The sequence below is a fragment of the Mycetohabitans sp. B8 genome, from assembly GCF_021991875.1.
Taxonomy (GTDB): Bacteria; Pseudomonadota; Gammaproteobacteria; order Burkholderiales; family Burkholderiaceae; genus Mycetohabitans.
Genome location: NZ_JAHLKR010000016.1, coordinates 353883 through 374571, shown reverse-complemented (window position 1 = coordinate 374571; position 20689 = coordinate 353883). Strand labels below are relative to the sequence as shown.

Genomic DNA, 20689 nt, shown 5'->3' with positions numbered 1-20689 from the left:
GTCGAATAGACGGTTTCGAACGCCGCTTATTATTTGTGCGCAGTTTTCGCATTCCGGTTATCGTTGCATCACCGAAGCATCGAACAACTCCAGACAGAAGGACAGACGCATGACGTTCCGCGCAGATTTGCTGAATCAACTCGCCACGCACGCGCCCCGGGATTTCGAGGCCCAGGCGCTGGGCCTTGTGCCGATGGTCGTCGAGACGAGCGGCCGGGGTGAGCGTGCCTACGATATCTACTCGCGCTTGCTCAAGGAGCGGCTGGTCTTTCTGGTGGGCGAGGTGAATGACCAGGCCGCGAATTTGGTCGTCGCTCAATTGCTGTTTCTCGAGAGCGAAAATCCGGACAAGGACATCAGCCTGTACATTAACAGCCCGGGCGGCTCGGTGTCGGCCGGCATGGCGATCTACGATACGATGCAGTTCATCAAGCCGGATGTGACCACGCTGTGCATGGGTCTGGCGGCCAGCATGGGCGCGTTTTTGCTCGCCGCCGGTGCGAAAGGCAAGCGTATTGCGCTACCCAATGCGCGCGTGATGATTCACCAGCCGCTGGGCGGCGCGCGTGGCCAGGCGTCCGATATCGAAATCCAGGCGCGCGAAATCCTGTTCCTGAAGGAGCGCCTGAACAACCTGCTCGCGCAGCATACTGGGCAACCGGTCGAGCAGATCCAGCGGGATACCGATCGCGACAATTTCATGTCAGCTGAGGACGCGCAGGCCTATGGATTGATCGACCAGGTGCTGCATAAGCGTCCGTAATGGGGCACGCGTTAAAGGGGCCCGCTGTTATGTCGGGCGGGATTTCACCGATAGGTGCCGCCAGAAAACCGCCGACAATGGACTGATGATCGGTTCCGCACTGCCGGGGGTGGTCAATCGGCGTATGATGTGAAAGAAGTGTCCGGAGGCTTAATATATTTATGGCGGACAAGAAAGGTTCGAATAGCGAGAAGCTGCTGTACTGCTCGTTTTGCGGAAAGAGTCAGCACGAGGTCAAGAAGCTGATTGCGGGACCGTCGGTCTTCATTTGCGACGAATGCATTGACCTGTGCAACGAAATCATCCGTGACGAGGCAGCCGGCGCGTCCGGCGACGCGGGTATCACCCGGTCGGACCTGCCCAGCCCGCTGGAAATACGAGAGATTCTCGATCAGTACGTGATCGGGCAGGAGCGCGCGAAGAAGATTCTTGCGGTGGCGGTGTACAACCACTACAAGCGTCTGAAGCATCTCGACAAGAAGGATGACGTCGAATTGTCCAAGAGCAACATTTTGTTGATCGGGCCGACTGGGTCAGGCAAGACGCTGCTCGCGCAAACGCTTGCAAGACTGCTGAACGTGCCGTTCGTGATCGCGGACGCGACCACGCTGACTGAGGCGGGCTACGTCGGCGAGGATGTCGAGAACATTATTCAGAAGCTGCTGCAAAATTGTAACTACGAGGTCGAAAAGGCACAGCGCGGCATCGTCTATATTGACGAGATTGACAAGATCAGCCGTAAATCGGACAACCCGTCGATCACCCGTGATGTATCGGGCGAAGGGGTGCAGCAGGCGCTGCTCAAGCTGATCGAGGGCACGATGGCGTCGGTGCCGCCGCAAGGTGGCCGCAAGCATCCGAATCAGGACTTCATCCAGGTCGATACGACCAACATCCTGTTCATTTGCGGGGGAGCGTTCGATGGCCTCGAAAAAGTGATCACGGACCGTACCGAAAAGACCGGCATTGGTTTTGGGGCCAGTGTGAAGAGCAAGCAGGACCGCGACGCAGGTGACGTACTGCGCGATGTCGAGCCGGAGGATTTGATCAAATTCGGCTTGATTCCCGAACTCATCGGCCGCTTGCCTGTTGTTGCGACGCTGGGCAAGCTCGACGAGGCCGCGCTGATGAAAATCCTGGTCGAGCCGAAGAACGCGTTGATCAAGCAGTACCATAAGCTGTTCAACATGGAGCGAGTGGAACTCGAGATTCGGCCTGCGGCGCTGCAAGCGGTCGCGAAAAAGGCGATTCGCCGCAAGACTGGCGCGCGCGGCTTGCGCTCGATCCTGGAACAGGCATTGCTAGATGTGATGTACGAGCTGCCGACGCTTAAAGGGATCAGCAAGATTATCATCGAAGAGAACGTCATCGACGGTGATGGCAAGCCCTTGCTGATCTATGAAGACACGCCGAAGGTGGCTGGGAGCAATTGATCGGTGACGCGCCTGCGTGGCGAGGGCCGTTCATGGCGACGTGGACGGCTTTTTTCGTTTAAAGTGGAGCGATCCAAAACTTTTGCGCATCCTGCAACTCGGATTGGAAGTTTCTGCATCTGTCCGCGCCCCGAGGCTTGCAATACGGCGTTATTGCCTCAACTTTCGAACGAACTGATTCCACACTGGGGATAGAAATGTCAGGAAGCCAACTTCTCCCGACTGAACGCACCACTTTGCCGCTGCTTCCGCTGCGAGATGTGGTCGTGTTCCCGCACATGGTGATACCGCTATTTGTTGGCCGCCCGAAATCGATTAAGGCCCTCGAAGCGGCAATGGAAGGCGGCAAGCACATTATGCTAGTCGCGCAAAAGGCCGCTGCGAAGGACGAACCGACCGAAAAAGATCTCTACGAGGTCGGATGTGTCGCCAATATCCTGCAAATGCTGAAGCTACCGGACGGCACGGTGAAGGTGCTCGTCGAAGGGCTACAGCGCGCGAAGACGTTGTCGATCGAAGAGCAGGAGACGATGTTCTCGTGCGAGTTGATGCCGATGGAGCCAGACCGCGCCGATAGCGCGGAGACCGAGGCGCTGCGACGCGCCATCGTGTCGCAATTCGACCAGTATGTGAAACTCAATAAGAAGATCCCTCCCGAGATCCTGACGTCACTGTCCGGAATCGACGAGGCAGGGCGCCTGGCCGATACGATTGCCGCACATCTGCCGCTGAAGCTGGATCAGAAGCAGCACATCCTGGAGATGTTTGCTGTTGTTGAGCGCCTGGAACACTTGCTTGCGCAACTCGAGGCCGAAATCGACATCCTGCAGGTCGAGAAGCGCATCCGTGGGCGCGTGAAGCGCCAGATGGAAAAGAGTCAGCGCGAGTATTATCTGAACGAGCAGGTCAAGGCGATCCAGAAGGAGCTCGGTGAGGGCGAGGATGGTGCCGACATCGAGGAGCTCGAGAAGCGGATCACGGCTGCGCGTATGCCGAAGGAGGCAAAGAAAAAGGCGGATGCCGAGCTCAAGAAGCTGAAGCTGATGTCGCCGATGTCTGCTGAAGCCACGGTGGTGCGCAACTACATCGAGACGTTGATTGGCCTGCCGTGGCGCAAGAAGAGCAAGGTCAATAACGACCTGGCGAATGCCGAGCGCGTGCTGGACGAGGACCATTTCGGTCTCGAAAAGGTGAAGGAGCGCATCCTCGAGTATCTGGCGGTCCAGCAACGCGTGGACAAGGTGAAGGCGCCGATTCTGTGCCTGGTTGGGCCGCCCGGTGTGGGTAAGACCTCGCTTGGGCAGTCGATCGCACGCGCGACAAATCGCAAGTTCGTGCGTATGGCGCTTGGCGGCGTGCATGATGAGAGCGAGATCCGCGGCCACCGTCGCACTTACATCGGATCGATGCCGGGCAAGATCTTGCAGAGCCTGACGAAGGTGGGCGTACGCAATCCCCTGTTCCTGCTCGACGAAGTCGATAAGATGGGGATGGACTACCGTGGCGACCCGTCGTCCGCGTTGCTCGAGGTGCTGGATCCGGAGCAGAACCACACGTTCGCGGATCACTATGTCGAGGTCGATTTCGATCTGTCGGACGTGATGTTCGTGGCAACGTCGAATTCGCTGAATATTCCGGCGCCGTTGCTGGACCGGATGGAAGTAATCCGGCTGTCCGGCTACACGGAGGACGAAAAGGTCAGCATCGCACAGCGCTACCTGCTGCCTAAGCAAAAGCGCAACAATGGGCTGAAAGAAGGCGAGATCGACGTGACCGAAGCGGCAATTCGCGACATTATCCGGTACTACACGCGCGAGGCGGGTGTACGCTCACTCGAGCGCGAAGTGTCGAAGATCTGTCGCAAGGTCGTGAAGATGCTGCTGCTGAAGAAGGCGGACGGCGCGATCACGATCGATGGCGGCAACCTGGATACGTTCCTGGGCGTGCGCAAGTTCGACTTCGGGCTGGCGGCGAAGGAAAACCAGATTGGCCAGGTCACGGGGTTGGCATGGACCGAAGTCGGCGGCGATTTACTGACGATTGAGGCGGCGCTGATGCCTGGCAAGGGCAACGTGATTCGTACCGGCTCGCTCGGCGACGTGATGAAGGAGTCCGTCGAGGCTGCCCGCTCGGTCGTGCGTTCGCGCTCGCGTCGGTTGGGTATCACGGATGAGGCGTTCGAGAAGAAGGATATCCACATCCACGTGCCGGAAGGCGCGACGCCCAAGGACGGTCCGTCCGCGGGCATCGCGATGACGACCGCGCTGGTATCGGGGCTGACCGGCATTCCGGTGCGCGCCGATGTCGCGATGACCGGCGAGATCACGCTGCGTGGCGAAGTACTACCGATCGGTGGACTGAAGGAAAAGTTGCTAGCTGCGCACCGCGGCGGCATCAAGCTCGTGCTGATTCCGGAAGAGAATGTGAAGGATCTTGCCGAGATTCCGGACGCGGTGAAGAACAGCATTGAGATCGTGCCGGTGCGTTGGATCGACAAGGTGTTGGAACTAGCACTCGAGCGGATGCCGGATGCGCTGCCTGAAGACGATACCAAGCCTGCACCGGTCGCGGATGGCCAGACGAAGGAGGCGGGCAGCGAAGTCGTCAAGCACTGAGATCCGCGTGACACCGTGCGCTGCGCGCGCCGCAGTGCGACACACAGCGCAAAGAACTTGCAGCGAGCCGCTTGCCGTGGCTCAGTCGTGTTAGCGAACACCCCGCATGCGTGAGCTGCGGGGTGTTTGCTTTGGATTCAGCAATGTTCCGCATATGCCTGCGAATCGTCTTGACACGACGGTTTCGGATGCTTTTAATGGCTCCGCGCGGCTTGTGGCCGGCGCATCACCCCGGGCGTACACTCAATGCGCCCGCAACCCATGCCCAACTCATGCTAGGGGCGAACATGAACAAGACGGACCTAATTGATCATATTGCAGCACACGCGGATATCTCGAAGGCCGCTGCGGGACGCGCGTTGGACGCGTTGATCGATGGTATTAAGGGGACTTTAAAGAAGGGCGGCAGCATTACACTCGCTGGCTTCGGCACGTTTGCGGTGGGCAAGCGCACTGCACGCACAGGACGCAATCCCCGCACCGGTGCCGTGATCAACATCAAAGCGACCACAGTACCCAAATTTCGGCCGGGGAAAGCGCTGAAAGATGCGTTAAACTAATGGCCTCTGTTGGACGCGACGGCGAACAGATGCTTGGCCCAGTGGGTAGAATGCCGTGTACCCATAGCACCCTAAATGCTGGTAAAGCGCTGAAAGTTGCGTTATACTGATCCGCTCTGTTGGACGCGACGGCGAACGGGTGCTTAGCTCAGCTGGTAGAGCGGCGCCCTTACAAGGCGTAGGTCGGGGGTTCGAACCCCTCAGCACCCACCATTCCGTTTCACGAAGCTGTCCAACGTGGTCTGAAAAAGACTGCCGTCGTACCGAAAACCCGCATGACTATTGGCTCTGCGGGTTTTTTATTGTGTGCCGTCGAGATAAAAAGCATCGCAAGCAACGAAGTCCGGCTGCCAATTCGTGCCCGTTTGACATCACCGGTAGTGACCGCGTTATCGGCGCGTAGTGATGGCTTTACCGAATCGGGAGTGCGGTTCCTGAATGACCCAGGTCGGCGAGGCCGCCATTATCAGGCTGAATTCCATGTCAGAAGTCAATGCTGGGAACATGATTAACGCGTCGTCGGCGGCTCTTTACGCGCATGCAAAGGGCAATGTCACCAGACTCACCATCGCGCAAGCACTCGCCGGCGCGAATTCGACCGTCATCTATGCGACGGGGGCAATCGTCGGAAACACGCTCGCGCCCAGTCAGGCTCTGGCAACGTTGCCGATCTCGATCTTTGTCGTCGGGATGGCCGCATCATCGCTGCCAGCCGGGGCGATCGCCCAACGCTGGGGCCGCCGTGCCGCCTTCATGATCGGTGCCGGATGCGGCGTGCTGGCTGGCCTGCTTGCGGCCTGGGCTGTCATGTTGGGCTCATTCTGGCTATTTTGCGTCGCGACGTTCTTCGGCGGCGCTTATGCGGCCGTGGTGCTTTCCTTCCGCTTCGCCGCCGCAGATTGCGTGCCGCACGAGCAGCGCTCACGTGCACTGTCGTTCGTCATGGCAGGCGGGGTTTTCGCTGGGGTCATCGGTCCCCAGCTGGTCATCTGGACCATGAGCCTGTGGATACCGTACCCATTCGCGGCGACCTTTCTGGCGCAAGCGGCGGTGGGTGTGTTGTCTGCATTCCTCCTGCAAGGCGTCCGTCTTCCGAAGCCGACCATGGCAGAGGTTGCCGGCGGCCGTTCGCTCACGATGATCGTCCGCCAGCCTCGGTTCATTACCGCGGTGATCTGCGCGGTCGTCTCTTATTTGTTGATGAACTTTCTGATGACAGCCGCCCCTTTGGCGATGCAAATGTGCGGCCTGTCGCAGGCGTCGTCCAATCTTGGCGTCCAATGGCATGTGATCGCGATGTACGCGCCAGGCTTCTTTACGGGCAGCCTGATTGCGCGGTTCGGTGCACAACGGGTCGTCACGTCGGGGCTGGTGCTCATCGCGCTTTCAGCCGCGACAGGCTTGCTCGGCGTCGAGGTGGCGCATTTCTGGGTCACGCTTATTCTGCTCGGCGTTGGGTGGAACTTCAGCTTTGTGGGAGCGTCAGCCCTCGTGCTCGAATGCCATCGGCCGGAAGAGAAGGTGCGGGTGCAGTCGCTTAATGACTTTATCGTGTTCGGAACGATGGCCTTTGGCTCCTTCCTGTCAGGTGGCCTGCTGGCGACATACGGATGGAACACAGTACTCTGGCTGTCGTTTGTTCCACTTGCACTGGCAACGCTCGCGCTGGCTGGTTTTGCGGCGGCGAATAGGCGCGGCACGCCGGTTTGAACGACACCGCGGTTTTTGCAGCCGGACAAGGGTCCGTGTATCTATGTCGAGGCAACCGAACGAAGACGCAGTCGCTATGGCAAGCTTGAACTTTCCTGCGTCAGATACAGCATGAACGTGTCAAGCGCCGCGATGATGCCCACGCCAACGCAGTCGTTACTCAACACGCTTGCGCGAGCGCGATCGAGGCCGGTACAATGCCGGGCTCGCGCGACATCGTTAGCGATGTTGGGCGGATGGTGACGCAGAGGTGAGTTGTCCAGCCAGCGCCGGTAAAGCGTCGCACTTGGAATACGGAGTGGTAGTTCAGTTGGTCAGAATACCGGCCTGTCACGCCGGGGGTCGCGGGTTCGAGCCCCGTCCACTCCGCCAACCGATTGGCAAACTGCTGATCAAAGCGCTGTCGCCGCGCTCCCGGCTCGATGATGTGCCGACCGGCGCTCCCTGACGAGGACGGCCAGGATCGCGCATCCGCCCATCATCCGGGTGGGATCACGATACGCTGCATGGCATAACCGAGCAGCACGGCCGGCGCGGCGACCCGCTGGCCGGGGACCGCAGTAACGCCGCGTGAGCGACGGCCCCCGTGACGGCGGACGTCAACGAACCAAACCGGCTCCATGGCCGCCACTGCATAGGCAGGGCACGACACTGCGCGGTACTGCCGCGCCCGTTTCAGCGGACGGAGTCAGGCGCTTTGCCGCCCACGCGATTTGCCCGTTCGCCGTGGTAAGGTAATATCGAGCGTTTGTTGATTGTCGGCCTTGCCGGCTGCGTAACGTACCCAACCGATCTCATGCTCGATTTCTTTCGTAACCACAAGCGCCTGATGATGTTCCTCCTGGTGATTCTCATCGTACCAGGGCTCGGTTTTGTCGGCGTTCAGGGCTTTCGCAACTTCTTTGACGACAGCGCGGACGTCGCGAGTGTCGCCGGCCGCAAGATCACGCGGGCCGAATACGAGGGCGCAATGCGCGAGCAACTCGATCGCGCGCGCCAGGTACTGGGCGCAAGCTTCGATGCACAGGCAATCGATACGCCGGAAATGCGTCGTGCGATCCTTGACAGCCTGGTACAACAGCGCGTGCTGGACAAAGCGACCGAGGATCTGCACCTAAGCGCGTCTGACCAGGCAGTGCTGCGCGCAGAGCAGAGCATCCCGGCGATCGCCGCGTTGCGTAAGCCCGACGGCACGTATGACGTGGACCAGTACAAGCAATTGCTGGCAATGCAAGGCATGACGCCGGAATCGTTCGACGAGCGTGTACGCTACCAATTGGCGAGCCGCCAGTTGCCGGACGGCATCCAGTCAAGCGCGTTCGCGCCCAAGGCCCTGGCTCAACAACTGGCGAGCTTATCGGAACAAAGCCGTGAAGTGCAGGGCCTGGCACTGCGTGCGACCGACTATGTGGACAAGGTGCAACCGAGCGACGTACAGCTCAAGCAGTACTACGATGCGCACCATGATGCGTTCACGACGCCTGAGCGCGCGAGCGTTGAGTATCTGACGTTGTCGGCCGATGCGCTCGCGCAGCGCGCGCAGCCGAGCGAGGCGGAACTGAAGCAGTATTACGATGACAACGCGGCAAAGTTCAAGACACCCGGCGAAGTGCGTGCCAGTCACATCCTGATCGCGGTCGCCGCCAGTGCGAGCAAGGCGGAGCACGACAAGGCGCGGCACAAAGCCGAGTCGATTCTTGCTCAGCTCACCGCGCAACCGGATCAGTTTGCCAAGCTGGCGCAACAGCATTCGGACGACCCCGGCTCTAAGGCCAAAGGCGGCGACCTCGGCTTCTTTGGGCCGGGCATGATGGTCAAGCCGTTCTCCGACGCCGCTTTCAAGCTGAAAAAGAACCAGGTCAGCGGCATCGTGCAAAGCGATTTCGGCTATCACATCATCAAGGTGACGGACATCAAGCCGGAACAGATTAAGCCGTTTAACGAAGTCAAAGCGGCGATCGCGACCGAGTTGAAGGTCGAGCAGGCCAATCAGGCCTACGCGGAACAAGCCGAGGCGTTCACGAACACGGTCTACGAGCAGGCCGACAGCCTGAAGCCGGCTGCGGACAAGTTCAAATTGATGATCCAGAACGCGACATTGACGCGGGGAGGCAATCCGGCATTGCCACCCACGAGCCCGCTGAACAATCCGAAGCTGCTTGCCGCCGTGTTCAATGACGACTCCGTCAAGGCCAAGCACAACACACCGGCGATCGACGTCGGCAACAATACGCTCGTATCGGCGCGCGTGGTGGACTATAAGCCGGCCTCCGTTCAGCCGTACGACGTGGTCGCTGCGCAAGTGCGGCAAAAGGTGATCGCGCAACTGTCGGCGGACATGGCTCGCCAACAAGGCGAAGCGAAACTAGCCGAAGTCCAGAAATCGGCGTCCACGGCGGAATTTTCGGCAGTCACCAAAGTGACGCGGTTCGATACGCAAGGGGTGCCACCGCAAGCGGTTGCGGCGATATTCAAAGTGGATTCGCACAAGCTACCCGCTTACGTTGGCGTTGATCTAGGTGAGACTGGCTATGCGATCTACCGCGTGAACGCGGTGAATATGCCGTCCAGCATCGACGCGCAACGCTTGAGCGGCGCACAATTGCAAATCGGCCAAGTGCTTGGCGACGCTGAATGGAGCAGCTATGTTAATGCGCTGCGCGCCCACTCACGGGTGAAGCTGTACGGCACGCCAGCCGCGGCGAACCCGTGACGCCGCGCAGCGGCGGCCGCTACGTCAGCGGCGGCTGCGCGGCGCGCTGCTACAGGCAGCCGTTCACGTCAGCCGTCGCATCCCGATAACCGCTGCCGCGGATACCGACCCACGACCCCTTGCCGGACGGGTCAGGTTGGATGACCAACGCGGCGCCCCCCGGAAGTTCCCCTGGCAGCAGCACGTCGAACGCCTGATCGTTCGCGAGCCTGTTTTGTAGCGTAACAGGCTGCTGCGACTTGTCGGCCCATTGCTGCGACACGCATTGCGCGATCTGTTGTGGCGAGCGTGCACTCTTGCCAACCGGCTGTACGCCCGCCGGTGGTTGAGCCGCACAAGCGGCAACGGCGACCGACACGGCGAGAATCGGCAAGTGTTTCATGTTTACTCCTTATAAAAGCGCTCAGCGTCAGACCATTCGAGGACGGCGGCATCGGATTGAACGGCTGAGCGGTCATCCCGTTCGATCGATGAGCTGCGCTTCCCAGCGAGCATGTAAAGTCGCCGCCCCGCGGTGCTATTGCAATTCGCATGCCCGCATTGGCTGACAGTCAACTTGTTGGTGCAATGGTGGCGGACGGCCGGCAGCGATGACGCGCTGATCGAGGCATCCCGGCTATCCCAATGGCGTCGCCAACCCAATGACGCGGGCCCGCTTCAAGGCCCAGCAGCGACGCCGGTTAATAAGGCTTTGGGTCGAAAAGCCTGGATGCCTCACCGGCGCACCCGAATACAATGACGCTTTTCAGGATCGGAGCTTCGCGCGCGCGCGGGCAATCAACGCGCTGGTGGACGAGTCGTGCTTGCGCAGATCGACTGACGACGCGCAGACCAGGTCTGCCTCGACGACCTTGCCGAGCATCTTGCCCAGTTCGACGCCCCATTGGTCGAACGGGTTAATGTTCCACACGGTGGCCTGCACGAGTGTCTTGTGCTCGTACAGCGCGATCAGGGCCCCGAGCGATTGGGGATTCAACTCATCGAGCAGGATCGTGTTCGTTGGCCGATTGCCCGGGAAAACGAGGTGTGGCACGAGCGCCGCTTGCTCAGGCCCGGCGATGCGTTCCGCCTGTGCCTGCGTGCGCCCCAGCATCAGCGCTTCGCTTTGCGCAAAACAATTCGCCAGCAGTTTTTCGTGATGACCGGCCAGGGAATGCTCGGGCGTGAGCGATACAATGAAGTCGATGGGCACGATCGTTGGCCCCTGATGAAGCATTTGAAAGAACGCGTGCTGGCCGTTTGTGCCGGGCTCGCCCCAGGTCACCGCCGAAGTCGGATAATCGACGAAGTGCCCATCCAGCGTCGCAGACTTGCCGTTGCTCTCCATCTCCAGTTGCTGTAGATACGCCGGCAGAAAGTGCAGCGCCTGCGAATAGGGCGCGACAACGTAGCTTTGCGAGCCGAAGAAATTGCGGTACCAGATGCCGAGCAGCCCGAGCAGCACCGGCAGGTTGCGCTCCAATGGCGCATGGCGAAAATGCTCATCCATTCGATGAGCGCCCGCGAGCAATCGATCGAAGTGTTCGGGACCGATCGCAATCATCACGGACAACCCAACCGCCGACCACAACGAATAGCGTCCGCCGACCCAATCCCACATCTCAAACACATTGTCGGGTGCAATGCCAAAACGTACCACTTCCTGTGGATTCGCCGACACGCCGACGAAATGCCGGGCCAACTGGTCCGGCGCACAGCCGCTGCGCAGGAACCAGTCGCGCAGCGAGCGCGCGTTGGTCATCGTCTCCAACGTCGTGAACGTCTTCGATACGACAATCGCCAACGTCTGTTCGGGATCGATTTGTTCCAGCACGCGCTGCAGGTCAGCGCCGTCGATATTGGATACGTAGTGTGTGCGGATCTTCGGCGTGGCGAGGTGATGCAATGCGTGCGTCACCATCTTCGGCCCCAGATCCGAGCCCCCAATGCCGATATTGACGACGTGCCGAATCGGTTTGCCGGTGTGGCCCAACCATTGGCCGCTGCGCACCCGCTCAGCAAAGGCCGCCATTTTCGTGCGTTCAGCGTTGACCTGTGCAGCGTACGGCGCATTCGCGTCCGAGGCCCGCAAAGCCGTGTGCAGTGCGGCGCGGCGCTCTGTTGGATTCACGATCTCGCCGGCGAACATCGCGTCGCGTCGCACCTGCACGCCGGTTTCGTGAGCAAGCTGCACGAACAATGCGATCGTCTCGTCGGTCACGCGGTTCTTCGAGAAATCCAACGTCAGCCCGCCGCCGCTAACGGTAAAGCGTTCCGCCCGCGTGGGCGCCGGATCGTTTTCGGGGGCGAACCAGTCGCGCATATGAGCGTCGCGAATCGATTCATAGTGGGCAGCAAGGGCGGACCAGGCGGGAAGCGAATGCAGACTCATAGACGTTGCTTGTCTCTGTGACGAAAGAAAAGCCGCCGCCAGTCCGCGTCTTTGCGCGTGCCGGCGCGGGCGATGGCGGATCGTGACGCGTTGGCATCAAGTATAACGATGCCCGGCGGCATCTTCGAGTCGTCCGTTCGGCCGCGATCAACGCGTCGTGTAGAAGCGGGTATTCAGCAGCCGTCGTACCCGCGGCGCGAGCTCGCCGGCGGTGCACCCGGCCGGCCCGTCGCCATCCGCGCACAGCGATTCGGCCGCCGCGCCGTGCAAATAAACCGCCGTGAGGGCGGCTTCATACGGCGGCATGCGCTGCGCGGCAAACGCGCCAATCATTCCGCACAGCACGTCACCGGTGCCTGCGGTCGCCAAGGCAGCATTGCCGGTCGGGTTGATCGTCAGCGGCCCATGACTCGGACCACGCGCCTCAGCGATCACGGTACCGTTCCCCTTAAGGACCACTACCGCGTTTAGCCGCTCGGCCAGACGCCGGGCAGCGCCGAGCCGGTCACGCTGTACGCTCGCCGCATCCACGCCGAGCAGTCGCGCTGCCTCTAGCGGATGCGGTGTGATGATCACCGCAGCCTGCCGGCGCGCGAACCGGGCCGCCAGGCTGGCGTCGTGGGCAAGCAGATTCAGCGCATCGGCGTCCACGACGATCGGCGCGTTCAACGACAGGACGTCGACGAGCACGCGTGTCGCGCGCTCGTCCCGCCCCATCCCCGGTCCGATGGCCACGGCACTTGTCGTATCCAGGGCTAGCGTGTGGATCGGGCCAAGCATCAATTCCGGATGGACGGGATCATAGGGCGGCGCGCCGTCACCGAGCAAGCCAACGTGGATCTTGCCGGCACCGCAGTGTAGTGCAGCGCGCGCGGCCAGGATGGGGGCGCCACACATGCCTGTCGCGCCCCCGATTACGGTCAGTGTGCCGAACGTGCCCTTGTGCGAGCCCAACGCGCGCTCGGGCAGTCGCGACGCGAACAGCGCTGGCGCGTTCAGCCTTGGCACGTCGGATGGCAGGAGGCCGGCAGGCGTTGTGAGCGCGGCGCTCAACTCGAGTGACGCAATACGCACGCGTCCCGCCAGGTCCGGCCCATGCGCCATGTACAGTCCTGGTTTCGCGCCAATGAACGTGAGGGTATCGGTGGCGCGCACCGCGGCACCATCATGGGCCACGTTGCCGGTATCGCTATCCAGCCCGCTCGGCACATCGAGCGCCAGCACACGCGCGCCTTGGCGCGCATGCTCGGACAATAGCGCGGCGATGCGCGCGAATTCGCCGTCCAGCGCACGGCCCAGGCCGATGCCGAACAACCCGTCGAGCGCCCAGTCGAACCCTTGCAGCGTATCCGGAATCGTCGTGTCGATCGGCACACCGGCTTCGCGTGCGAGCTGCAACGCCCAGCGCGCGTCGTCCGGGACCACTTGACGCGGCATGCACGCATGCACGCGCACGCCGGCGCGATGCAACTCGCACGCGGCGACCAATGCATCACCGCCGTTGTTGCCGGGCCCCACTGCGATCCACGCGGCGCGCGCTGGCACCTGGCCGTCAAGCAGCACGGCTGCGGCCGCATGGCCGGCACGCGCCATCAACGTGTGGGCGGGCAGCGAGCGGGTGGCCTGCGCCTCGATCTGGCGCAGCGAAGCCACGTCGTACAGTGGCACCGCACGGTCGCGTGCATCGATTGTCAGCGCAGCGCGTGTACTGCATCCGGCGGCGGACAGAACAGGATCAGTCATGCAAGGCCTTCAATGAGCAACGGGGCAGGCATCGCCGCGCGAGCGCACGAGTCGGTCGTCAGCGCCGCGAGCCGGCGAATCGCCCAGGCGAGCGCGCCGTTAGTGACGCAGCCGGCAAGGCGGGCGGTTTCCTCAACACGAAATCTGCTATCACTGTAGCAGAGCCCAGCGACAGCGCCCAGGCGGCAGGGCCGTGCGCAAATTCTGTGTTGTCCTAATCCCGCACCCCTGTAGCCCCGCCGCCAGGCCGGCGGGGCCGGCGGGGCCGGCGCGCCGCGCGCGAAGGGAGCGCAATCATAGATTGGCGCCGCGGACCGCGATCGCTGTCGCAGTCGGCAGGCGCGGCGCGGTATAATCGCGGTTTCCCCCGGCGCGTGGCGCCATGCCGCCCGGCATACCGCGCAGCGTGCTTTGGTCGACAAGACGATCAGCAACCTTCGATGCAACGCCCCATGGCTCACTTTTCGTGCTTCTCCGGCGCTTCGGCACTGTCCGATTTCCGTCAGAACCGCCTCTTGCAAACGCTGCAAGCCATCGAACCGGCCGTGGCCGGCGTGCGTGCGCGCTACGTCCATTTCGTTCATGCGCATGCTGAGCTCGGCGATGCCGATACGGCGCGGCTCGCCGCGTTGCTTCAGTACGGCGAGCCGGCGCCAGCCGATGACGGCGGCGAAACCTTCCTGGTGATTCCGCGGCTCGGCACGATTTCGCCATGGGCGTCCAAGGCTACCGATATCGCCCGGCACTGTGGGCTGGACAACGTGCACCGCATCGAGCGTGGCATTGAGTACGCAGTGACGCTCAAAAGCGGCCTGTCTGGGCTGCTTGGCACGAAAAAGACGTTGAGCGGCGAGGTTCGGGCTCAGATCGCCGCCGTGTTGCACGACCGGATGACCGAAAGCGTGGTGGCCACCCATGACGAGGCGCGCCAGCTATTCGACACGCTGCCCGGCAAGCCGCTGCAGTCGGTGGATGTGATCGGGCAGGGACGGGCCGCGCTGGTGGCGGTCAATGCCGAACTCGGACTCGCGCTTGCCAATGACGAGATTGACTATCTGGTCGAGGCGTTCACGAAACTCGCGCGTAACCCGACGGACGTGGAATTGATGATGTTCGCGCAGGCCAACAGCGAGCATTGCCGGCACAAGATCTTTAACGCGCAGTGGACCATCGACGGCCAGCCCCAGGACATGTCGCTGTTCCAGATGATCAAGAACACGCACCGGCTCAGCGGCCAACGCACGATCGTCGCCTATTCGGACAACGCTGCGGTGATGGAAGGCGGCCTCACGCAGCGCTGGTTCGCCAGTGGCGACACGCAGCGCTATGCGCCGGTGCAGGCGCTGACCCACACGCTGATGAAGGTCGAGACGCACAATCACCCGACGGCGATTTCGCCATTCTCGGGGGCGGCGACGGGCGCCGGCGGCGAGATCCGCGACGAGGGGGCGACTGGACGCGGCGCGCGGCCCAAGGCCGGGCTGACCGGCTTCTCGGTGTCCAATCTGGAGTTGCCAGATGCAATTGAGGCGTGGGAAAACGCGCGCGACGCCGCGCAGCCGCTCGCCGAGCGCCGCCCCGATGACGCCGCCGGCCGCTATGGCCGGCCCGAGCGCATTGCGTCGCCACTGCAGATCATGATCGATGGGCCGATCGGCGGCGCCGCGTTCAACAATGAGTTCGGCCGGCCTAATCTGGGCGGCTATTTCCGTGTCTACGAGCAGAACGTTGGCGGGCGCGTGTGCGGCTACCATAAGCCGATCATGATCGCTGGCGGCATTGGCAATATCTCGCACGCGCATACGCACAAGCACGACGTGCCGGCCGGCGCGCTGCTGGTGCAGATCGGCGGCCCCGGCATGCGCATCGGCATGGGCGGCGGCGCTGCCAGCTCGATGGCCACCGGAGCTAACACCGCCGAGCTCGATTTTGATTCAGTGCAGCGAGGCAACCCGGAGATCCAGCGCCGCGCGCAGGAAGTCATTAACGTGTGCTGGCAACGCGGGGACGACAATCCGATCCTGTCGATCCACGACGTCGGCGCAGGCGGCTTGTCCAATGCGTTTCCGGAGATTGTCGACGGCGCCGGCAAGGGGGCGCGCTTTGAATTGCGACGCGTGCCGCTCGAGGAGAGCGGGCTGTCGCCGCGCGAGATCTGGTCGAACGAGGCGCAGGAGCGATACGTGCTTGCGATCGCGGCCGATGACCTGCCCGCGTTCGAGGCGATCTGCCGGCGCGAACGCTGCCCGATGGCGGTGGTCGGCGTCGCGACCAACGAACGCCAGTTGCAATTGATCGACGACGCGGTGCCCGATGCCGCCGACCCGGCGCGCATGCCGGTCAACATGCCAATGGATGTGCTGCTGGGCAAGGCGCCGCGGATGCATCGCGATGTCACGCGCGTGCATCGCTCGTTCGCGCCGGTAGAGGTCACCGGCTTGAACCTGTCGGACGTGGCCGCACAGGTACTGAGGCACCCGAGCGTCGCAAGCAAGTCCTTCCTGATTACGATCGGCGACCGCACGGTCGGTGGCCTGTCCGTGCGCGACCAGATGGTCGGCCCTTGGCAGGTGCCAGTGGCCGACTGTGCCATTACCGCAATGGACTATGCTGGTTTCCGTGGCGAAGCGATGACGATGGCCGAACGTGCGCCGCTCGCGGTGATCGATGCGCCGGCCTCGGGGCGGATGGCTGTCGGCGAGGCGATCACAAACATCGCTGCCGCGCCAATCGCGTCGTTGGATCGCCTGAAATTGTCAGCGAACTGGATGGCCGCATGCGGTAGCGCCGGCGAGGACGCCGCGTTGTTCGACACCGTCAAGGCGATTGGCATGGAATTGTGCCCGGCGCTGGGCATCGACATTCCGGTCGGCAAAGACTCGTTGTCGATGCGCACGCAGTGGCGCGAGGACGGCGTCGACAAGGAGGTCGTCGCGCCGGTATCGCTGATCGTTTCCGCATTCGCGCCTGTGGAGGACGTGCGCGGCCACCTGACGCCGCAGTTGCGCAGCGTGGCCGACGTCGGCGACTCGGTGCTGATCCTGGTCGATCTGGGACGCGGCCGCAACCGTCTTGGCGGCAGTATCCTCGCACAGGTTACGCAACAGGTCGGCGACAGTGTGCCAGACGTGGACGATGCACAGGACCTGAAGCGTTTCTTCGACGCAATTCAGTCGCTCAACCACGATGGCCGGCTGCTCGCTTATCATGACCGCTCCGATGGTGGCCTATTTGCGACGGTGGCGGAGATGGCCTTTGCCGGCCACGTTGGCGTGTCGCTGAACGTAGATATGCTCACGCTCGAGCAGGGGCACGAATTCGACTATGGTGACGCAAAGGATTGGGCGCGTCAGACGGCGGGACGCCGCGACGACCTGACGCTGCGCGCGCTGTTCTGCGAAGAGCTCGGCGCGGTGCTGCAGGTGCGCGCCGTCGAGCGTGATCGCGTGCTGGCGACGCTGCGCGAATTCGGCTTGTCGAGCGCGAGCCACGTGATTGGCAAGCTGAACGAGCGCGAAGTGATCGAGATTTATCGCGACGCGAAGAAGATCTACGAGGCGCCCCGCGCCGAGTTGCAACGGGTCTGGAGCGAAGTCAGCTGGCGCATTTCGCGGCTGCGCGACAATCCCGCCTGCGCGGATGCCGAGTATGACGCGTTGAGCGATGCGTCAGATCCGGGCATCGTGCCGCACCTGACGTTTGACCCGCAAGAGGACGTAGCGGCGCCATTCATCTCGAGCGGTAAACGGCCACGCGTGGCCATTCTGCGCGAACAAGGTGTGAACTCCCATCTGGAAACCGCTTACGCGTTCGACCGTGCCGGCTTCGACGCGCATGACGTGCATATGAGCGACCTGCTCGAGGGGCGCGCCGATCTCGCGCAATTTGCCGGTGCGGTAGCGTGCGGCGGGTTCTCGTACGGCGACGTGTTGGGCGCTGGCGAGGGCTGGGCGAAGACGATTCGCTTCAATGCACGCTTGTCGGACATGTTTGCCGCATTCTTTACGCGCCCCGATACGTTTGCGCTTGGCATCTGCAATGGCTGCCAGATGATGAGCAGCCTCGCGTCGATGATTCCCGGCGCGCAAGCATGGCCGCGCTTCGTGCGCAACCGCTCCGAGAAGTTCGAAGCACGCTTTTCGTTTGTGCAGATCGAAAAATCGCCGTCGATTTTCTTCGCCGGGCTTGAGGGCTCCCGCCTGCCTGTCGCTGTCGCGCATGGCGAAGGCTATGCGGACTTTTCGCAACAAGGAGATTTGTCGAGCGTGCAGGTCGCGATGCGCTATATCGACCATTACGGCGTGGCAACCGAGCGCTACCCATTCAATCCGAACGGCTCGCCGCAGGGTATTACGTCAGTAACCACGCCGGACGGACGCTTCACCGTGCTGATGCCGCATACCGAGCGCGTGCACCGGACCGTACAAATGAGTTGGCATCCGCAGCAGTGGGGTGAGGCAAGCCCGTGGCTGCGGCTGTACCGCAACGCGCGGCGCTGGGTCGGTTGACCACGCGTGGCCGCGCGCGCGTCGCGCCGGCCGCTTTGTCGCGGCGTTGGATAGGCAAGTGGCCGCCTGAGGGGCGGCCACTTGCAGGCTGGGAGGCTGGGATACGCCGCCGTGCGGCATGGCGGCGTTCTTCGCGTACTCCTGGACCGCGTATTCGCGTATTACTGGATCTTCGCGTTCTTGTGCAATTCAGCGTTGAATTGCTGCAGCTTTTCCTGCGTCAGCTGCTGCGCAACCTGCACCTTGACCTGCTCCAGCGGCGGCGGCTGGATCGCACGTGAGTCGTCAAGCCGGATGATATGCCAGCCGAACTGCGTATGAACGGGCGTTGACGTCACTTCACCCTTTTGCAGCTTGCTCGCTGCCTCCGCGAACTCGGGAACATAGCTTTGCGGGTTCGCCCAGTCCAGGTCTCCGCCGTTCTTGGCCGAGCCCGGATCTTTCGAATATTGCTTCGCGAGGTCCTCGAAGCGTGCACCCGCATTGATCTTGGCGATCAACGCCTTCGCCTGCTGCTCGTCCAGCACCAGGATGTGATGCAAGTGCAGCTCGTTACCGCCGCCGGCCTGCTTGATCAACTGCTCATAGCGCGCCTTGATTTCGTCGTCGCTCGGCTTGTTGCTTTTCAGGAAATCGTCGATCAACGCGCGGATCACGACGCTCTGGTCGGCCAGCGCAATCTGCGCCTTCACATCGGGCCGGTTTGCGATGCCGCGCCGCAGCGCTTCCTCCATCAGCAACTCGCGATTGACCAGTTCCTCGCGGACCATCACTTGCAACTGCGGCGAGTCCTGCTGCCCTTGGCGCGTCAGTTCCTTGACCAGCGCGTCGGCGCGCGCCTTCGGTATCGGTGTGCCATTCACTACGGCAATGTTCTGGGCAAATGCGGGCGCCGCCACGCAACCTGCGAGCGCGACCCACAAGCGGGCTTTTCTCAAGATCATCAGAACGTCCTAACGGGGAGACGAATGGAATTCTTCTGGCGTGCATGCATGGATCGACAGCGCATGGATGCCGCGCTGCATCGCATCAGAGAGTGCATCATACACCAGCCGGTGCCGGGCCACCCGGGTACGGCCGTCGAACGCGGCCGAAACGATTGTCACCGTATAGTGGCCGCCGGCGGCCGCGCCGGCGTGTCCGGCGTGCTGTGCGCTGTCGTCGCGCACCTCCAACGCAAGTGGCGACAGCGCGGCGCCCAGGCGCTCGCGGATCAGCGCGATGCGCTGCTCAGTTGAGGCGTTCAGGAATGCATCGGTCATCGGCTTATTCTTCCTTCATGTACCGGGCGAGCCACAGGCTCTGCGCGACGATGAACACGAGCATCGCGCCAGTTGTGCCGAACAGCTTGAAGTCGACCCAGATATCGGTCGAGAACCGATACGCGACAAACAAGTTGGCGATGCCCAGTGCCGCGAAGAACAGCGCCCAGGCGACGTTGAGTTGGTCCCAGACGGGTGAGGGCAGCTTGATTTGCGCGCTCATGGCCTTCTGAATCAGATTCTTGCGCAGCACGCATTGCGAAAACAGCATGGCCAGCGAGAACGCCCAGTACAGCACGGTCGGCTTCCACTTGATGAACGTGTCGTTATGCAGCACCAGGGTTGCGCCACCAAATATGACGACGATGACTAGGCTCACCCACAGCATTGGGTCGACGCGCCGATGGCGAAACGCCGACCACGCGACCTGCACCAGCACAGCGGCGATCGCCACGCCGGTCGCGACATAGATATTCCACACTTTGAAGACAATGAAGAAAAGCGCGATTGGCAGCAGGTCGAACAAGAGTTTCATGGTGGCGGGTGTGACAAACGGCATCGGTTTAGCTGGGGTCGAATTGTAACGCAGCCGAGTTGATGCAATAACGTAGCCCGGTTGGCGCGGGACCATCGTTGAACACGTGCCCGAGGTGCGCGTCGCACACCTTGCAGCGCACCTCGATGCGCAGCATGCCATGCGAGCGGTCCGTCTTCTCGATGATGACTTCGCCATTGATCGGCTTGAAGTAGCTAGGCCAGCCGCAGCCTGCATCGAATTTCGTCGACGATTCGAACAGCGGCGTGCCGCAGCAAACGCAATGATAGACGCCGCGCTCCCAGTGATCCCAATACTCGCCGGTGAACGCACGCTCGGTCGCCGCGCGGCGGGTGACTTCGAAAGCCATCGGCGCGAGTTGCTCACGCCACTCGACGTCGGACTGATGCACCGTCGTATGCGGCGCCGCAGCAGCAGGTGACTCGCCTGCCGCGGCGGACGCGGCCGGGTGTGCC

The 20689-nt window shown here is 62.1% G+C and carries 14 protein-coding genes and 2 tRNA genes; 9 read left to right on the top strand and 7 right to left on the bottom strand.

All coding sequences use genetic code 11. The annotated features are described in order from the left end of the window. Positions 1-109 precede the first annotated feature (109 nt). The 8 genes from clpP (at position 110) to KQH60_RS07705 (ending at position 9794) form a co-directional block, all read left to right on the top strand. On the top strand, positions 110-763 hold the full coding sequence (gene clpP, locus KQH60_RS07740; protein ID WP_041753575.1) for an ATP-dependent Clp endopeptidase proteolytic subunit ClpP: 654 nt from the start codon (positions 110-112) through the stop codon (positions 761-763). A gap of 161 nt (positions 764-924) precedes the next feature. Beyond that, positions 925-2196: an ATP-dependent Clp protease ATP-binding subunit ClpX gene (gene clpX, locus KQH60_RS07735; RefSeq protein ID WP_237575895.1), complete on the top strand. Its 1272-nt coding sequence runs from the start codon at positions 925-927 to the stop codon at positions 2194-2196. 197 nt (positions 2197-2393) lie between these two features. After that, positions 2394-4811 (top strand): endopeptidase La, encoded by a 2418-nt coding sequence (gene lon, locus KQH60_RS07730; protein WP_237575894.1) that lies wholly within the window; start codon positions 2394-2396, stop codon positions 4809-4811. A gap of 143 nt (positions 4812-4954) precedes the next feature. After that, complete coding sequence (locus tag KQH60_RS07725) at positions 4955-5371, top strand: HU family DNA-binding protein (RefSeq protein ID WP_368669324.1); 417 nt, start codon at positions 4955-4957, stop codon at positions 5369-5371. 137 nt (positions 5372-5508) lie between these two features. Further along, positions 5509-5584, top strand: a tRNA-Val gene (locus KQH60_RS07720). 291 nt (positions 5585-5875) lie between these two features. Continuing rightward, entirely contained in the window at positions 5876-7081 is a 1206-nt protein-coding gene (locus tag KQH60_RS07715) for an MFS transporter (RefSeq protein WP_237576093.1), read from the top strand. A gap of 295 nt (positions 7082-7376) precedes the next feature. Continuing rightward, positions 7377-7453 (top strand) — tRNA-Asp (locus KQH60_RS07710). A gap of 424 nt (positions 7454-7877) precedes the next feature. Next, positions 7878-9794 carry a SurA N-terminal domain-containing protein gene (locus KQH60_RS07705; RefSeq protein WP_237575892.1) on the top strand — a complete coding sequence of 639 codons (1917 nt, stop codon included), beginning with the start codon at positions 7878-7880 and terminating at the stop codon, positions 9792-9794. Positions 9795-9843: 49 nt separating this feature from the next. On the opposite strand, the gene KQH60_RS07700 is transcribed toward KQH60_RS07705, so the two are convergent. The 3 genes from KQH60_RS07700 to KQH60_RS07690 form a co-directional block, all read right to left on the bottom strand. After that, positions 9844-10176 (bottom strand): hypothetical protein, encoded by a 333-nt coding sequence (locus KQH60_RS07700; protein ID WP_237575891.1) that lies wholly within the window; start codon positions 10174-10176, stop codon positions 9844-9846. 363 nt (positions 10177-10539) lie between these two features. Then, positions 10540-12165 (bottom strand): glucose-6-phosphate isomerase, encoded by a 1626-nt coding sequence (gene pgi, locus KQH60_RS07695; RefSeq protein WP_237575890.1) that lies wholly within the window; start codon positions 12163-12165, stop codon positions 10540-10542. Between the two features lie 147 nt (positions 12166-12312). Further along, on the bottom strand, positions 12313-13908 hold the full coding sequence (locus KQH60_RS07690; protein ID WP_237575889.1) for an NAD(P)H-hydrate dehydratase: 1596 nt from the start codon (positions 13906-13908) through the stop codon (positions 12313-12315). A gap of 452 nt (positions 13909-14360) precedes the next feature. On the opposite strand from KQH60_RS07690, the gene purL reads away from it, so the two are divergent. Then, positions 14361-18416, top strand: a complete 4056-nt coding sequence (gene purL, locus KQH60_RS07685) for a phosphoribosylformylglycinamidine synthase (protein WP_237575888.1) — start codon at positions 14361-14363, stop codon at positions 18414-18416. Between the two features lie 161 nt (positions 18417-18577). Here the strand turns inward: purL and KQH60_RS07680 are convergent, their stop codons facing one another. From KQH60_RS07680 to msrB, 4 genes are read right to left on the bottom strand one after another with little or no spacing between them, the layout of a single operon-like run. Further along, the gene (locus tag KQH60_RS07680) at positions 18578-19360 is read right to left on the bottom strand and encodes a peptidylprolyl isomerase (protein ID WP_237575887.1); all 783 of its coding nucleotides are present in this window, start codon (positions 19358-19360) and stop codon (positions 18578-18580) included. 9 nt (positions 19361-19369) lie between these two features. Then, entirely contained in the window at positions 19370-19678 is a 309-nt protein-coding gene (locus tag KQH60_RS07675; RefSeq protein ID WP_237575886.1) for a BolA family transcriptional regulator, read from the bottom strand. A 4-nt stretch (positions 19679-19682) separates the two neighbouring features. Beyond that, the gene (locus KQH60_RS07670) at positions 19683-20213 is read right to left on the bottom strand and encodes a septation protein A (protein WP_237575885.1); all 531 of its coding nucleotides are present in this window, start codon (positions 20211-20213) and stop codon (positions 19683-19685) included. 28 nt (positions 20214-20241) lie between these two features. After that, entirely contained in the window at positions 20242-20583 is a 342-nt protein-coding gene (gene msrB, locus KQH60_RS07665) for a peptide-methionine (R)-S-oxide reductase MsrB (protein ID WP_237576092.1), read from the bottom strand. Between the last annotated feature and the right edge of the window lie 106 nt (positions 20584-20689).

Bases quoted from the DNA above. Each gene is read 5' to 3' on its own strand.
- msrB (WP_237576092.1), bottom strand. From the start codon at position 20,583: ATGGCTTTCGAAGTCACCCGCCGCGCGGCGACCGAGCGTGCGTTCACC.
- lon (WP_237575894.1), top strand. From the start codon at position 2,394: ATGTCAGGAAGCCAACTTCTCCCGACTGAACGCACCACTTTGCCGCTG.
- KQH60_RS07680 (WP_237575887.1), bottom strand. From the start codon at position 19,360: ATGATCTTGAGAAAAGCCCGCTTGTGGGTCGCGCTCGCAGGTTGCGTG.
- clpX (WP_237575895.1), top strand. From the start codon at position 925: ATGGCGGACAAGAAAGGTTCGAATAGCGAGAAGCTGCTGTACTGCTCG.
- KQH60_RS07700 (WP_237575891.1), bottom strand. From the start codon at position 10,176: ATGAAACACTTGCCGATTCTCGCCGTGTCGGTCGCCGTTGCCGCTTGT.
- KQH60_RS07670 (WP_237575885.1), bottom strand. From the start codon at position 20,213: ATGAAACTCTTGTTCGACCTGCTGCCAATCGCGCTTTTCTTCATTGTC.
- KQH60_RS07715 (WP_237576093.1), top strand. From the start codon at position 5,876: ATGATTAACGCGTCGTCGGCGGCTCTTTACGCGCATGCAAAGGGCAAT.
- KQH60_RS07725 (WP_368669324.1), top strand. From the start codon at position 4,955: ATGTTCCGCATATGCCTGCGAATCGTCTTGACACGACGGTTTCGGATG.
- KQH60_RS07690 (WP_237575889.1), bottom strand. From the start codon at position 13,908: ATGACTGATCCTGTTCTGTCCGCCGCCGGATGCAGTACACGCGCTGCG.
- purL (WP_237575888.1), top strand. From the start codon at position 14,361: ATGGCTCACTTTTCGTGCTTCTCCGGCGCTTCGGCACTGTCCGATTTC.
- KQH60_RS07675 (WP_237575886.1), bottom strand. From the start codon at position 19,678: ATGACCGATGCATTCCTGAACGCCTCAACTGAGCAGCGCATCGCGCTG.
- KQH60_RS07705 (WP_237575892.1), top strand. From the start codon at position 7,878: ATGCTCGATTTCTTTCGTAACCACAAGCGCCTGATGATGTTCCTCCTG.
- pgi (WP_237575890.1), bottom strand. From the start codon at position 12,165: ATGAGTCTGCATTCGCTTCCCGCCTGGTCCGCCCTTGCTGCCCACTAT.
- clpP (WP_041753575.1), top strand. From the start codon at position 110: ATGACGTTCCGCGCAGATTTGCTGAATCAACTCGCCACGCACGCGCCC.